Source organism: Cupriavidus sp. HY129 (genome assembly GCF_059492215.1).
The window spans coordinates 1,545,733-1,561,388 of record NZ_CP083255.1; the positions used below are offsets into that span (position 1 = coordinate 1,545,733).

Annotated in this window: 12 protein-coding genes; 5 read left to right on the forward strand and 7 right to left on the reverse strand. The window is 59.3% G+C overall.

Annotated features, from left to right (window positions below; all coding sequences use genetic code 11):
- Positions 1-4 precede the first annotated feature (4 nt).
- From K6G35_RS23270 to K6G35_RS23280, 3 genes are all read left to right on the forward strand, one after another.
- Positions 5-982: a Bug family tripartite tricarboxylate transporter substrate binding protein gene (locus K6G35_RS23270; RefSeq protein ID WP_495676389.1), complete on the forward strand. Its 978-nt coding sequence runs from the start codon at positions 5-7 to the stop codon at positions 980-982.
- Positions 983-1,206: 224 nt separating this feature from the next.
- The gene (locus K6G35_RS23275) at positions 1,207-1,566 is read left to right on the forward strand and encodes a YidH family protein (protein ID WP_008646212.1); all 360 of its coding nucleotides are present in this window, start codon (positions 1,207-1,209) and stop codon (positions 1,564-1,566) included.
- Positions 1,563-1,871, forward strand: a complete 309-nt coding sequence (locus tag K6G35_RS23280) for a DUF202 domain-containing protein (protein ID WP_080709846.1) — start codon at positions 1,563-1,565, stop codon at positions 1,869-1,871. The genes K6G35_RS23275 and K6G35_RS23280 overlap by 4 nt, the downstream gene beginning before the upstream one ends.
- Positions 1,872-1,994: 123 nt before the next feature.
- On the opposite strand, the gene K6G35_RS23285 is transcribed toward K6G35_RS23280, so the two are convergent.
- From K6G35_RS23285 to K6G35_RS23295, 3 genes are all read right to left on the reverse strand, one after another.
- Complete coding sequence (locus K6G35_RS23285) at positions 1,995-2,684, reverse strand: potassium channel family protein (RefSeq protein WP_008646213.1); 690 nt, start codon at positions 2,682-2,684, stop codon at positions 1,995-1,997.
- A 19-nt stretch (positions 2,685-2,703) separates the two neighbouring features.
- Entirely contained in the window at positions 2,704-3,381 is a 678-nt protein-coding gene (locus tag K6G35_RS23290) for a carbonic anhydrase (protein WP_186426270.1), read from the reverse strand.
- Between the two features lie 717 nt (positions 3,382-4,098).
- Entirely contained in the window at positions 4,099-6,918 is a 2,820-nt protein-coding gene (locus tag K6G35_RS23295) for an autotransporter family protein (RefSeq protein WP_286962481.1), read from the reverse strand.
- Between the two features lie 772 nt (positions 6,919-7,690).
- Here K6G35_RS23295 and K6G35_RS23300 point away from each other — a divergent pair.
- Positions 7,691-8,119: a PaaI family thioesterase gene (locus K6G35_RS23300; RefSeq protein ID WP_186426269.1), complete on the forward strand. Its 429-nt coding sequence runs from the start codon at positions 7,691-7,693 to the stop codon at positions 8,117-8,119.
- Positions 8,120-8,224: 105 nt separating this feature from the next.
- Here the strand turns inward: K6G35_RS23300 and K6G35_RS23305 are convergent, their stop codons facing one another.
- Positions 8,225-8,995: a fimbrial biogenesis chaperone gene (locus tag K6G35_RS23305; RefSeq protein WP_186426268.1), complete on the reverse strand. Its 771-nt coding sequence runs from the start codon at positions 8,993-8,995 to the stop codon at positions 8,225-8,227.
- Between the two features lie 808 nt (positions 8,996-9,803).
- Between K6G35_RS23305 and K6G35_RS23310 the strand changes: the two genes are divergently transcribed.
- Positions 9,804-10,613 carry a putative bifunctional diguanylate cyclase/phosphodiesterase gene (locus tag K6G35_RS23310; protein ID WP_186426266.1) on the forward strand — a complete coding sequence of 270 codons (810 nt, stop codon included), beginning with the start codon at positions 9,804-9,806 and terminating at the stop codon, positions 10,611-10,613.
- A 101-nt stretch (positions 10,614-10,714) separates the two neighbouring features.
- Here K6G35_RS23310 and K6G35_RS23315 read toward each other — a convergent pair whose 3' ends face one another.
- The 3 genes from K6G35_RS23315 to K6G35_RS23325 form a co-directional block, all read right to left on the reverse strand.
- Complete coding sequence (locus K6G35_RS23315) at positions 10,715-14,074, reverse strand: hybrid sensor histidine kinase/response regulator (RefSeq protein ID WP_495676390.1); 3,360 nt, start codon at positions 14,072-14,074, stop codon at positions 10,715-10,717.
- On the reverse strand, positions 14,074-14,736 hold the full coding sequence (locus K6G35_RS23320; protein ID WP_495676391.1) for a response regulator: 663 nt from the start codon (positions 14,734-14,736) through the stop codon (positions 14,074-14,076). Before K6G35_RS23320 ends, K6G35_RS23315 begins: the two co-directional genes overlap by 1 nt.
- A 173-nt stretch (positions 14,737-14,909) precedes the next feature.
- Positions 14,910-15,356: a hypothetical protein gene (locus K6G35_RS23325; protein WP_008646222.1), complete on the reverse strand. Its 447-nt coding sequence runs from the start codon at positions 15,354-15,356 to the stop codon at positions 14,910-14,912.
- Positions 15,357-15,656: the final 300 nt, after the last annotated feature.

Here is a 15,656-nt window from a genome sequence, read left to right on the forward strand (position 1 = left end):
CGTCATGAAGAAACACATTGCTCGTTTGATCTCCCTTGCGGCGCTTTGCTGCATCTACGTGAGTGCCACGGCGCAGGCGGAAACCGGATTTCCGGTGCGGCCAATCAGGCTAGTGGTACCTGCCAGCGCGGGCGGCGAGCCCGACATCCTCGCGCGCCTCGTGGCCCGGCAAATGAGTGTGGACCTGCGACAGCCGATCGTCGTCGAGAACAAGGTTGGCGCCAGCGGATTGATCGGTGTGGCCTCGGTCGCAAACGCGAAAGCTGACGGATACACCATCGGCATCGTCTACCAGGCGGCGCTTGCGCTGTCGCCTCACCTTATCGCCAAGAGACTCTTTGACCCGCTTGCCGACATCGCCCCGATCGGCCTGATCTCCGTTTCTGGAAACGCGTTGATGGTGCCGAAGAACTCGCCGATCACCTCCTATGCCGATCTGATAGCGCGAGCAAAGTCTAGCCCGGGAAAACTTAGTTTTGGCTCATGGGGAGAGGGTAGCGCGGGTCATATCAGCGGCGAGGTCATGAACAAGGCCGCTGGCGTTAACATCCTGCACATTCCTTACAAGGGGTCCAGCGAATCCGTAATGGCCATGCTGGGCGGCGAGATCGATGCGGTCTTCGGCGGATGGGGCCTGGCGTCGACGCAAGTGAAGGCCGGGAAGGTGCGCGTTCTTGCTGTTACCTCGCCGCAGCGCTCCCCAATGTTTCCCTCGGTGCCCACGTTCAGGGAGCTCGGCATTCAGTTCGGCCTGAACTCCTGGTACGGTTTGGTAGCACCTGCGGGAGTCCCGCCGGACGCGATGAGGCGCCTTGAGGAATCCTTGCGTAGGGCTGTCAACGGACCGGAGATTGCAGAGCGACTTCAGAGCATGGGCATGCTGCCGCAGACCTCGACGCCAGCCGAGTTGCGCGACCGCATTCGCAGCGACTACGACACTTGGGGAAAGAAGATTGCCGAGACCGGCATTCAGGTTCACTGAGGCAAGCGCCGATCCTGCGATCTGATTCATCGCGTCATTGAGTTTGCAATAACTACGATCATCTCTCCTGGCTCGCCTCTCATCCAGTCGGCATTTGGAATGCCCTCGTCAAATCGACTATTCCATGCCGAGTTTCAAGTACCACTGGATGGTTCCGGGCGCCGGGGGGTACCGCCTTTGTATGCGCCAGGCGCCCAGTAATTGTCCCGAGGAGTAGTAGGAATATGAAGCGACCGCAGTGGCAGATGCTTGGTCAGGAGCCGGACTATCGATTCACGCTTGCGAACGAGCGCACCTTTCTGGCTTGGATTCGGACTGCACTTGCCGTCTTGGCTGGCGGCATTGTTCTCGACCAATTCGCTAGCCATGTGGAATCGAAAGCCGTACTTTCTGGTGTAGCACTAGCGTTGTCGTTGCTGGCAGCGGTGATGGCAGGCTGCGCTTATTCTCGTTGGAAGGGGAATGAGATCGCGATGCGTCATTCCGGGCCCCTTCCTGCCTCTATCGGCATCCCGCTGCTCAGTGCTGTGATCAGCTGCGTAGCATTGGTCCTTACTGTCGGACTGGTGGTCAAGCTTCAGTGAGTCGCGATCCTGGAGCCCAGCCGGAGCGCACAGCGCTCGCATGGAGACGTACAGCACTTTCCACACTGGTCAACGGTGCTCTACTAGTGCGCGCCGCCGCGGAGGCACATTCCGCCGGCTTGTGGGTGGCCGCCTTGCTGGTTGTCGTTGGCGCTTTGGCCATGTTTGCTGTAGGGTGGTATCGCCATCGCTCGCTCACGCTCGAAACGGCTCCGCCCTCAGTCCATGCGGCATTGATGATCGTCTGTCTCTGCACCGTCTTGCTCGCTTGCGTTGCATCAGTCGTTATCCGCGTAGGAAAGTAAGACTGGCATTGCTTCGCGAGCGTGTAAGTACTGGGGAGGCAGATGTCGTCGGGTGCCCACAGGCATTGGCTGACCCCACTCCGCCACGGATTGGCTACCTATTCAGTTTGAGACGGGACAGCACTAGGATTTTTCGTCTGTGTAACTCTCTCGCGGAGGATAAACACCGGCGAGGCGGGCGATCAGGATCGCGACGAACAAGCTGCCGGTGATCTGTTCCACCATGCACATGCCGCGTGCCGGCCGCGTCAGTGGCGTGATGTCGCCGAAGCCTGTGCTCGTGAGGACGGTTATGCTGAAGTAAAGCGCGTCGGCGTAGACGAGCCTTCCCGGTTGCCCGACGACCATGTACGACTGCGGATAGAAGAATCCGATACTCGCGTAGACGTACGCCCAGAGGACGCCGATCAGCAGATAGGCGGCAGCGGCGCCAAACAGCTTGTCCGGCGTCATGATCCTGGGCTGGAAGACATAGCGGAGAAGATACGCGACGGTGATGAAGTAGAGCGCAACGCTGAACAGCCAGGATACGGCGAGGCTGCTGTCGTCATCGTGCCAAAGGCCGAGGTACTGGAACCACATGGCCGGGAGGGCAAGCAACAGCACGATCACGAACGACAGGGTTGTGCGGCCGACGGCTGCCACGGTCGCCAGCAGCAGGAACATATTGACGATGTTCAGGACGAGGCGGCCACTGTCGCTCGGTGGGACAAACGATACCGCGCCGATGAGCGTGAGCAACACCAAAAAGAGCCAGAAACAGCGCTGGTAGAAAATGCGAGAGAGCGCGTCGCGCGTGGTACGGATGGCCATGCTGATATCGTCCCGGCCTTCACCGCGCGCGCGAGGCAAGGCGCGAAGTAAGCCGCTCGGCCAGCGCGCGATCAATGACCTCGAACGAACGGCTTGCCCGCTCATAGGCGTACATGTCGCCGGTCGCGATGTCGAACCACCAGCCGCTCAATACCAGCGCCCCCGCCATGACTTGCCGGCGTACGATCGGGTAAGTCATCAGATGTTCGATCTGCACGAGGACGTTGAGCTGTGACAACTGGTCGTGCGGCTTCAGGCTTTCATCGAGCGCACCCTCATGTTCGAGGCGGAAGGCCGCGTTGCTGGCGTGATAAAGCCATTTATCCAGATTTGGCGCTTTCAGCTTCGGGTTGCGTGAATAGACAGCTTTCATGGCGCCGCATTCGGAATGACCGCACACGACAATGTTCGCGACCTTCAGCACCAACACCGCGTACTCGATTGCGCTTGCTTCGGAGAGATCGCCGGTCGAGACCCCTTCCGCAGTTGCCGGGGGGATCAGATTGCCAACGTTGCGCATCGTAAAAAGATCGCCGGGATGCGTCGATGCGAGCAGGTCCGGAACTACCCGACTATCCGAGCATGTGATGAAGAGCGCATCAGGCGTTTGCGCGAGCGCGAGCTTGCTGAACTGTTCTGCGTACCGCGGTAGCATCTTCTCGCGAAATTCCACAATGCCCATTATGAGTTTGCGCATGGTGTGCTTCTGACATTGTTGAGCCTGACAATTTTTCCGGTCCTTGCGAGAACCGGGTACGGGTATCAACGGTTCATGGAGTTGTACCGGGACGTGCTCACTACGGTCCTGAGGCGGCGAGATGTAGTCAAATATGCACCGAGAGGGCGATCAATCGGGTTGGGATACCTTTCATCGTCGGGAACTGCGAGGGACCAGGTTGTCGCCACGTTGCTTCTCGATGTATTCACACACGCTGGATGTCATCAGGTCGGTGCGGAAGCAAACACAGCCTGAGACGGGCTATCGTTGTACCGTCTCAGTGCAAGGAGCGTACGGGGATCTGGCGACTGCATCCCAGCTATACAGTGGCCATTTACTATGCATTGCCCTGTGTATGTGGCGCAGGATTGCACACGTGCTGAAACATCCTGAGTTACTGCTCGATGCCGCGACTACTGCGACAGCCACCGCCAAGCGATTGCGTTATCGCAGCAGGATGTTCGCAGCTTGCGCGATTGCTGCGTTGGCGCTCGCGAAGTTCTGGCCAGGATGGAACATGCTCGCCATGATTCCAATGCTGCTATTGCGATGGCCTCGGCGGCGCTGATTCCGGGACTTGATTTACGCCGGGGATACGTATAGCGGTCTGTCCGCGCGTACAGAATAGGAGGACTCGCCGTCTACATGGCCAGACGGCGTGGTGTCGTCACGGTGACTATGCGTGAGCGATTGTGCTCACCATGCATACTTCACCCCCACGCGCAGCGCGTACTGGTAGAAGCTCTGCGCGCCCCAGGCGCCTGACACGTTGGACCATGCCGTCCAGCGTTTGCCCAGATCCGCGTTCACACCGAGCTTCACCTCGTAGCGGTTGCTCGGATACATGCTGCCCAGCGGCAGGTCATTGAACGAGATGCTGCTGGAAACGCTGGTGTGCCACCAGTTCAGCGTCAGGTATGGCTGAATCTTGCGGTCGTCAGGGCGCAAGAATGTACGATGAAAACGCGCGCCGAGCCGGGTGATCCAGCCGTGCGAGCTGGCGCCGGTGATGCTGGTGCCGGTGGGTTCGGTGATGTCGGATTCGTTGTAGCCCACATAGATCAACTGGCCTTGCGGCTCGATGATCCAGTCATTGCGCAGCGGCACCGCATAGCCGGTCTCGCCAGACGCGGCCCAGCCTTGCGCGTTGTAGCGCACCGAGGGCAGGTACTGCCCATCGACGTGGTTGGTGAACCAGCCGTACTGCACCCAGGTGTCGACGTAGGCCCCGAGTTTCTTCTCGTCGTTCTGATACCACGTGGCGTATCCACCCACGCTCCAGCCCTCGACGGTGCCCTTGGCGCTGAACGGGTTGCCCTGCGCGGTGGCATTCGTGTTGGCGTAGCCATAGCTGCCCATCAGACCGAGGTGGCCCCGGTCCGTGCCGTTGCCGAAGAGCTTCCATTTGGCCAGCTCGGCGCCGCCGTGCAGCAGGAACGAATTGGTACTGGCCTTGAAGATGCCGTTGGCGCTCTTGCTGCCCTGCCAGTTGCCGACCGCGCGCAGCCAGCCCGAGCGGGGTTTGTCCTGGTCAGGATTGAAGCCTTGGCCCTCGACGTACTGAGGCTCGCCCAAGCGGTCATGCAGGCTGTGGACGAACATCTCGCCCACGAGGTGCTGGTTTGCGAGGTAGGCCGCTATTTCAGGTCGATAGAGCGGTTTGGGTGGCTCGGGCGGCGTTGGGGGATCGGGTGGCACGGGTGTTGCCTCCGAACGCAAGTACCAGGCGTTGGCGTTCGAGCCATCGGAACTGCCACGGAATAGCTGGTACTCGTATGCCCCCGCGACGACGCGCCCGTCGAGCGCGAAGGCTCCCGCTGCAGTGGTCCCGCCGTTTGCGGTGTCCACCACTGTGATCCCGTTGGCAGTCGTCAATGCACCTTGCCCTCCGGCATTGGCTATACGCAATTTGGAACTACCCGATGCCGTGCCGCCATCAATAACAAGCCTATCTGACGGTGCGCCATCTCCTGCCAACATCGTATTCAGTGCGATGGTCCCGCCGACGCCACCATAGTTGTTGACTGTCAGGCTCTTGAAGCCTGGTGTCACGGATTGGGGGGAAAGCGTCCCGCTTGACACTGCGGGGGCAGCGAAGCTGATGAGGCTCGCATTGTTTGCGAGGTTCGTTAAGTTGGAATCCCCCGTTATCGTCCAGGTGCTTCCGTTGGAAAGCGTCAGGTTCGCGATACTGCCGGCGACGGTGGTAGCACTGCCTGTCAGATGGCTGCCTGCATCGGCGAGAAAGTTCAGGGTGCCAGCTTGGCCGGCGTTATCGCCAACATGAATAGCATTCGACGACGCATTACTAAGCGTCGTGTTGGTCAAGTTCAGGTTCAGCGTGCCGCCCGTCACGCGTACACCATCACCATTGGAACTGATGGTCGAGTTGCTTACGGTAATCGTGGAGGGCGTGCCTGCTGCCGCGGCCTCTGATTCGATAGCGACGCCTGTACTGCCGCCGGCAGCGCTGGCAACAGTCATGGCGCTGTTCGCCAGCACCAGCGACCCCCCCTCGTAGGTATTCAGACCAATTGCTGCGCTTGTGCCATTGACGGTCAGCGTTGAATTGCCGGAGAAAGTAACCGAGCCACCAGCGTTGGTGTACAAGCCGGTGGCGGTGGTTGCTGCGTTCACCGCAAGCTGGGCAGCGCCCGGAACGATAACGGAGCCGCCGCCACTTGCGCCAGCTATCTCGGCAGTACTGCCTACGCCTCGCAGGGAGCCAGAGATATTATTGACATTGACAACTGCGTCGGCATACCTGGCAAAGAGGATTGTGCCGCTGTTGCCCGTCGCATCAATCGTGACACTCCCGGTCGCGGTCGTCTTTGCCCTGTCATAGGCCGAAATGCCGATCTGGTAGTCCCCGTACACTCCACCAATCCCGCCCATCGTGATATTGACGTCCTGCGCAGTAAGCACGCCCGCTGCGTTCGAGACAAGGCCCCAACCTTGCGTACCGTTGCTGGACGTGCTGATCGTTGTCAGTCCAGATAACGTGATCCGGCTATCTGTATGCGCGTAGATCGCGTAAGGCTTGTCCGATGAGGCGCTTACACTCAGGCCTTGTGCCGAAATGGTCGAAATCGAGGACCCGGAGGCGTAGCGTGCATAAACGGCCGTAGCGCCGATGATCCCGGATGCGGAACCACTGCCAACGGCGTTGACCACCGAGTTTGTGCCAAGGTCAATCGTGCCGCCATTCATGGCGGTGGCTACGCCGAGTCCGGTTCCGGACAAGTTTTCTGCAGTAATGCCACCCCCTCCGGCGACCACAATTCCGTTACCAACGCCACCCGTCAGGCCATTTGCGTACAAGGCGGGATTGGTATTGCCGCTCGTTGCCGCCGTTGTGCCGGAAGCGATTTGCGTCGGCGGGACCGCACCAGTTACTTGCCCAACCCTGGGGCCTGTCAGTCCCCCGCCTTCCGAGTTCGGATCCGCGGGCAACACCGGTGGCTGCGCTTGCACCATTCCATACGGACCTGCCCCGATGACAAATCCGGTGAGCATTCGGAGTAACGGTGGTGACATGCTTCTTTTTGACATGAGCAGCTCCCGTAGCGATCTTTGCGTTACCTCAGAGAAAACTAGGGGGATTGGGCGTCAGGGACAATTTAGAATTTCATAACACTGATGTTAGAGAAATAGTTGAAAGATGGTTAATAGGTTAATTTCGACTAACGAAGAAGGATGATCATACTTACTGCATAGATAACGTCCGCTTGCGAAAGATAAGTTGTTGGAATATTTGCCGCCGGCCAAGCCGGAATTGCATCGCCAGTATTATGAATTGCGCGGTCAGATACTGATTGATGCGAATTACTTATTTAGCGATAAGCATAATGTCTATTCGTATAATTGAATTTCCTCAGTCGATCTCTTTGACGAAGTGATCTCAATTTTATGAGGGTGCCATAAGAATTTACATCCTGGGTCAGAGACGAAGATTGCACTGTGGGTCTGGGGATGTGATGTGGTTTTGCGTTCCAGACTTGAGATCGACTGATGACGATAGAAGTCTCCCGATAATTCTGCGATGGATGAGGCTGATCTCGCGCGTTCTGTGCTAAACGGCAAACGCACACACGGCCGACGACGGGCGTGGCTCAAAGGGGGCAGCAGCGAGTGCGCATGGGTTACGGCTCGAAGCGGGATTGCCGCCGGTAGATTCCTCGTTTGGGTGTCCGTTTGTTGCTGCGGCCTGATTGACTCCTGTCGCGGCGCCGACGGGCCGGGAAGGCCAGTAGAATGCGAGATTGCCCTGTAACCATCGAGGTAACTAATGGACATTACTCCCCCCGTTACGCTGGAAGAGTGGAATGCGGCCGGTGCTGACTATTTGCCTGGTCTTCTTGGCATGCACTTTGACAAAGTGGAACCCGATGAAGTAGTGGCGACGCTTGAAGTGCGTCGTGCCTTGGGCGCCTGGAATGGCTACTTGCATGCAGGAACGGTTGTCTCGCTCGCAGACACATGCTGCGGCTATGGAACCGTGCGAAGCCTACCAGCAGGGGCCAGTGGGTTCACCACAGTGGAGCTCAAGAGCAACATGCTTGGAACGGCCCGTGATGGCATTGTGATTTGCACCGCGCGTCCCATTCACAAAGGGCGCACGACTCAGGTCTGGGATGCAGAGGTCCGTCGCGGTGGCGACAACGCCCTGATCGCTAGTTTTCGCAACACACAGTTGATCCTCTGGCCCAGAGGATAATCGTCGCGGCCTCATACGTTGAGTGCGCGCCATGCTGTAGCGCGTGACGCCATGATGCCCGGCGTGCGGCCAACATGGCGTAGCTATGCGCTCGTCCTTCAAAATTCAGGCCAACGGTTTGGCGCCGCCTTGCAGTGGCGCATCACCATCGATGACACTGCCTCGATCGTTGATCGAACGGTAGTGAACCGTTGCGTCACCAGTCGGAGTGATCTCGCCCTTGAGCGGGAGTCGCTGGGTTTCTCCCGGGGCGACCATGTCGCCGCCCTCGAACGTGGCATGTTTGCCGCCCGCACGAGCCTCTGCGCTGGCGAGCGACACGTGATAAGCCGTAGGGTTGCGGACTTCGAGGACCTGCGTCTTGCCGTCACGCACCAGGCGCCACGTCAGCTGTTGCGGGGCATGGAGCGCATCGCCTTTCAGTCCTTCCGGACGATAGAACAATTTAATACGGGAGCGGACCGCTACCTGCAGGTAGTTCTGGTCGGCCTGGCCTTTTTCTGACGCGGGCGGCACCTCGAGCAAGTTGAGCCAGAATACTGATTCCTTGTCCTTGGGCAATGCCTTGCCGGTATAGAGGATACGCAGTGTCTGCGATTCTTCAGGGTCGATGTGAGCCGCGGGTGGGGTCACCGTGAAAGGGGCCGCGATGGCAGACGGCGATGCGTTGGCGTCCCCTGCATCGATCCAGGCCTGGGTCAGGGCAGGCTGCTTGCCCTTGTTGCTGATCTTGAGGGTGGCTTCGTGCTCTTGCGCGTTATAGATAGCCCGCGTTCCCGCGATCACGACTGAGGCATGCGCCTGCATGCCGGCCATAATGCCAAAGACCAGAAGACTTGCACCAAGGAGGGGGCGGAGTTTGTACATCGTATTCATGATGGATCCATATTCGGTGTGGAATTTCGTCATCGGATGAGGGTGCTGATGGCCCGGGATTGTTCCCGCTAGCCTCGGCGCCATGCATGCGCCGCACTCCTTACTGATAGGCGAGTTGATTGGTGACGTTCGATGCCACTGAACCGGCTCCGGTTGCATCCGTCGCACGGCGTTTCGCCGCCGGTCTGACCATTGGTGGTCAGGATCGAGGCTTGCACAGCAGGCAGCGTCACGGTGAAGCTATCGCCAGCGCCGGCATTGACCACGCAGGTGTCTGCCAATAGAGCGCCATTGAATGTGATCGTGGCGGCGGCGATTGCGGTTGTGCCGGCTGCCAGCATCAGTGCGGTGGGGGGCTTGGAAGTTCATGATGAAAGACCAGATGAGTAGGTTTCGATGTTGTTGATGACTGTTGTCTGCTCAACGTGTTCAGTCTAGGAGGCGGTTATGGTGCCTTCTATCGAAAGGCTTCTAATCTGGCACCACCACTCTTGGTTCTCAGCCCTTTGTCAGCAAGGCCAAATGTGCATAGTCAAGAACCCCGGTCAGTCCTCGACAAGTCAGGTCAAGGCGCCCACGATCGCCGCCGCTGGCGGCTGGTCGTCGCAACGAAAAGGCGCCGACTGGTAAATGGGCCGCGCGACATTGGGCGCCCGTTGAGTGGCCAGCTTTTCGACATCGTTCTATGTCGTACGCGACAGACACAATTTATTCTGTCAATGGAGAACTGCGCGAAGCACTTGCCAGAATTCCGGCCTTTCTCAGAGTCAAACGTTGAACGCCAATTGCCAATTGCCAAACGTCGCACATGACATGCCGTCCCGTTGATACCATTGCCGTTGATGTCCACCTTGAACAAGCTCTGCAAGATGCCATTGCGCGAAGCGAACTATTCGTGGACTACCAGCCGGTTTTCCGACTGCAAACAGGGGACATGACCGGCGTCGAGGCGCTCGTGCGCTGGCGCCATCCGGAACGCGGCGTGCTGTCGCCTGTCGCATTCATTCCACTCGCTGAGGCGAACGGTCTTATCGTGCCTATCGGCGAGTTTGTGCTTGAGGAGGCGTGCCAGATCCTGCGTGCGTGGCGAAAGTCGGCAATGCACGAACTGTCGATCGCCGTGAACGTCTCAGCAGTGCAACTGGCGTACGGCGACTTCGTGCGTGTAGTGCGCGAATGTTTGGACGAGTATGGGGTCGACGCACGGCGTCTGCAGCTTGAGATCACCGAAACCGTGCCGTTCACGAATCGCCAACTCGTCATCAAACGGCTTGTCGAGCTACGCCAGCTCGGGGTACGCATCGTGCTCGACGACTTTGGATGCGGATACATGTCGCTCCAGCACCTGACCACCCTGCCCGTTGATGGCATCAAGATCGATCAGTGCTTCACCACCGGACTGCCTGACGAGCCGCGTGCGACGGCAGTCGTCTCGTCGATGCTGGGTCTGGCGGAGCGCCTCGGGCTTTCCGTCGTGGTCGAAGGTGTCGAGACGCCGCGCCAAGCGTCGTGGCTGAGATCCTACGGCAACGTTTGCGTGCAGGGGTTCCTGTACTCAAGGCCTCAGCCGATCCTTCACAAGCCGCTGCGGATCCGCTCTCCGGTCCCTTGGGCCTGACACGCCGCGAGCGGCCAGGCGCGAATACACCGAAGTTGCCCGAGATCTGTCCGTTGCTTTCTGAGTAGTGGGCATGTTGCCCCTGGCGTGTCCCGGCCGCCTCAGGTTGACAACGCCTCCAGCCGTTCAAGCATTTCCGCAAGCTCCTCGCCAATCACGCGCGCTAGCGATTCAATGTTGTCGTTCCAGCTCTCAGTATCCGCAATGGTTGCCCGCAGCTCCTGGCACGCTTCATAAAGCATCGACGGCCCCAACACCGACAGCGTACCCGAGACACCGTGCGCCCAGCTTTCGAGCGCCTTATTGCTTTGGGACTTGACGGCACTATCAAGCATCGCCAGGTCGCGGTGGCATTGCTCAACAAACATGCTCGCGTACTCCGCAGGCATTGCAGGAAAGCGTGGCAGATCGGTATCGATGGCCGCTGCCGTCGCCTGCGAGGCCGAGACAATCCCGGCACCATTTTTGTCCGCAACAACTGACTCGTTTCTCAGCGCTTGATCCGGGTTCGCCACATCGTCAAGCACACGCGCGAGTCCGGCAAGCGCCACAGGCTTGCTCAGATAATCGGTGAAACCTTGCTCACGACCTTGCGCCACGTCCTCGGGACGCACGTTCGCGCTCACCGCGTAAACCGGGAGCGAGGGAATGCGCCTACGTGCCGCCTCCAGCAGCTCGTAACCACTCATCCCGGGCATGTTGATATCCGTAAGCAAGATGTCAACATGCCCGGCGTCGAGCTTGGTGAGCGCTTCATTGCCATCCGCTGCTTCGACGACATTTGCGCCCAGCGTACTCAACTGGTCGCGCAACAGCCCACGGTTGAGAAGATTGTCCTCGGCAATGAGCACGGTCAGGCTGCCATAGTTGCGGCCACCCGGTGGTCGTTCTTTGCCTGCCTGACCGGCCGGCGCATCGGTGGTGGCTTCTGGCATCGCGCGCAGCAGTTGCGTGGCCGCTCGAATGCCAGAGAGGCTGTAAAGACAGACCTCGGCGCTGCCGTCTTCGCGCAGGACAGGCACGAGCGGCCCATTCTGGCGCAGCCAGACTACGTTGTTTGAAGAACCCCATAGCTTTAGTACCTCATGGGGAGCGTACTCGTCGGTCACAAGCAGGTAGTCGCCGAGCGCTTGTGGTTGCGCATGCTCATGCTCGGACAACAACAAGGGAGGATTCTTCTTCGGATCGAACAGATTGGTCAGCCACTCCTGGTTCTCGATCGCACGGCACAGAATCGCAACGCGCTGGTCTGTCAGTGTCCATTCGGCCCCAGCCGTGCCAGTGGCGCAGGCCTGGAGTGGCAGTGTGACGGTGATCCGCGTGCCAACGCCCAACGTACTGTCGAGCTCGATTCTCCCGCGCATCAGATTGCACAGCCGTGCGCAGATCGAAAGGCCCAGACCAGTGCCGCCGGCGCGCGTGAGGCGTTGGTCATCACCTTGCGTGAACGGACGAAAAAGCCGCCGTTTCAAGTCATCATCGATGCCGACACCGGAATCCGCGACGCTTATCTTCAACTCGCCGTTTGTCCAGCATGCGCGGACGACAATTTTTCCGGATGGCGTGAACTTGAACGCGTTCGAGAGCAGGTTGTCAATAATCTGGCCAAGACGCACTCGATCAAATCTCAGCTGCGCGGGTATCGTACGGTCCATCACCAAGTAGAAGCTCAGCCGCTGACGCACTGCGAGCGGCGCATGTGCGATTACAGCGCGGTCAAGCAAGTCGGTGACGGACGACCATTCCTCGCTGAGGCGCAGTTCGCTGACATCCATCTTCGAGAAATCTAGAACGTCGTTGACTATCTGCAGCAAGCTCATCGCGGAAGCTTGCATTGCCTGTACACGCGCTGCCTGTTCGGGCGCGAGCGTACCCAGGGCCACCAGTTCGAGATTGCCGGCGAGCGACGCAAGCGGCGTGCGAATCTCATGGCTCATTGAGGCGAAGAAACGCACTTTCTCGCGCGCAGCCTCGTCGCTTGTGTGCTTCGCCTCGCGGAGCAACTGCTCGGCTTCGTAGTGTCCCGACATATCATTAATTGCACAGAAGAGCACGTCCTCACCGTCGAGCTTCGCAGGTGCGTAGGTAATCTCAAGGTGCATGCTGTCACCGACAACGCTTTCCAGGCTGAACACGAACTGGTGGATCGGCGGTGAATCCGCACTCGGAGCGAGGGCGGGCGACGACAAGCGCGGGGCGAGCGCCGCGCAGAGCGCGTCGGGCAGGGTCGTCGCAATGTCCTCGAGGCCGAGCACGTTGCGGGCAATCTGATTTGCGACGACGATGGCAAAATCGCGTTGACGCACCACGCACAGACCGACCGGCGTCGCATGGACAAGCAGATGATTGATCAGTTCCCCTTCGAGCGCGCGCTGCGCTCGTGCGTAGGTGCGCGTGAGGAAGCGGTGGTTCCAGTAGCGCGCCATTGCCAGCAGCAGCGCGATCAGCGCCGCTGTCATGAAGAAGATTGCCAGCAGTGGCACGCGGATCAGCGCGAAGTACTGCTGCCATGTAACAGAAAGCAGGTAATGCCCGAAGCCAAGAGCGAGTGGTCTCTGATGCAACACCCAGCCGACGCCTGAGACGTAATGGAAGCGTTCTTCTGTCTTCATTGCGAGCTGTCTTTCCAGGTTCAGCACGGTTGCGGTCGAGAGCGGACCTGTAAGCGGCTGGCCAGCGGGATCGATCAGAGTGGGCAACGCCGCGTCGGTGTCCTCTACGGTTGGCATCGGGAGTTCACGGACGTCGACAGCCGTGATAATGAGCGCGTCAGGCGGCCCGTTGCGTTGGACAAGCATCGCGCCAAGCACCAGACTCGGAGCGAAGCCGAGCGCAGCGGGTGGCCGGAACCAATGAACTTCGCGGACGGCATCCGCTGGGGAAAGCGATCGATTTGCGTCATCTGCAGTAATTTGCTTGAATGCCGCACTGACCAGTATCCGCATGGCGGCACCTGGATCCGCGCGCAAGCTGCCGTCCTCCGGCCTAGCGTAAATTTGGTGGCTGAATCCGGCATTGCCGTCGAGACGCACGAACATTAGCGGAAGCTGCATCCCGTATGGTGCGAAAATCTGCACCGCACGGTCGCACACCCTGCGAAGCTCTGGGGTATCACGAAGTCCCTCAAATGTCGGACTACACGCTTCCGGTGGCCGGGCTGTCCCGCGCGTAAGCCCGCCCAGTTCTCCGAGGCCGAATAACGTGCGGGAGCCTAGCAGCAGGGAATAGCGTCGCAACAGCAGTTCATTGCTCTCGTTCTCAGCCTGCTTTAGTTGTTGCCATTGCTGCTGCAGGGCGTTTGATCCAACGCTGAGCGCGGTAAAGCCCGCCGCATACAGCGCCGCGAAAACGAGTAGCCCGATCACCATCGAGAACACCCGGCGCTCGCGTTTCAGATTCGCGTCAAGTTCCCGAAGCGTCTTGAGCGGCGACGAAGGCGATGACGCGAGCAAGCGTTCCATCAACGGAATCCGTGTTGAGATGCATAGCGGATCAGGTCGGCATTGGTTTCGACATGAAGCTTGCGCATGGCCATGCGCTTCTGCGTTGCAACGGTCGTGACTGCGCGATTCAGGCGCCTGGAGATGTCGGTGACCGACAGTCCGAGCGAAAAGAGGCGCACAACTTCGAGTTCACTGGGAGAGAGCGGGTTTGTGTTGCGGAACGCCTCCGTAGTACCGCCATCCTGCCCGAGGCGCATTGCAATCCTTGGGGAAAGCAAGGTCTGGTTAGCGCCGAGCGCACGATGGCAGATCTGCGCTAGCGTACTCTCCGACTCCTCCTTGCTGACGATGCCGGCCACGCCCAGGCTACAAAGCCGGTTTAGGATGCCACCGTTGGTAAGCATGGTGAACACAACGACAGGCGTGTCGGAATAGAGCCGTCGTAATCGGCCAATAAGGCGTAGACCATCTTCTTCGTCGCGGTCGCCCTGCATCGTGAAGTCGGTCACAATCAGTCCGCAGGGACCGTCGCGAGCCAATTCGTCGAGCAGCTCAGCGCCGGAGCGGACCTTCGAGCGGACGTGAAAGCCAAGGGTGCCCAGTGCGTTCGTAACCGCCATCAGAATGATGGGATGGTCGTCTGCGACGACGACTTCCACGTGATGTATAGCGCTCGACATTTTCGCCCCGCTTTTCAAAAGACAGAAAGGTGCTGGACGCACTGGTGATGCGCGCTCAATGAATCAGAGGAACCGCACCGATTTATTCTAGTTGACGTGGCACCGCATATTAACTTGGCGATGCATGGCGAGTTTTGCGATGGGTCTAGCTATCAGATGGCGTCGATATTTCGTCAGGGCCCGCCATCGCGTTCTCCAGCGGAATCAGGCGCGCTATCGCATTGCGCATGAAAGCAAGCCACCGAGAACTGGCCCGCGCCGCGGCACTGCCCACTGCACGTGCGTGTCCGCATCTGCTCCAAACGAATCGGCACAGCCGCAAGCGAGGAACGAACCGTTGGGGCTGAGGCAGGTGCCGGAAGTCCCGCATCAATGTACCTTGTGCGCCACACAAGACTGGCAACCATGAAAGCGCCCGTCGCGGCCGCCATCAGGAGGATCGCGACCGGCGCGAACCAGCAGCCAAGCGTCGGGCGCTGCCATATGAGGAACAGCACTGTGAAGAACAGCAGGAAGCAGGCCGGCAGGATCCAGAGCGTAAAGTGGCAGATTTGCTCACATATGCGCACAAAGCGGCCGGAACTTCGCTGGCATTGATTGTCTGTCGCGACGGCGGACATGGCGGAGATTCTTCTCTGGGGGCGAGCTATTCGATACCTTTAGCCTATTGGTTAATCGCTATCGCCTCCATAGAAGGACTTCGAAACTCTGTGCGACGATTGCCCGCACAGGCTCATACAGCAATGGCGTACGGCGGCATTCCGAACCTCGTTAGGACGTGGATCGCGGCGCGTGAGCGCCGACTTCGTGTTCCACAGGAGGCGGCCGAGAAGCAACGTCCTGAGACGACCGCATTAGCGGCTCGTCAATCGAGCCTGCGGCAACCTGCTGCGTCAATTGATGGCGTGCCCTTCAACGCC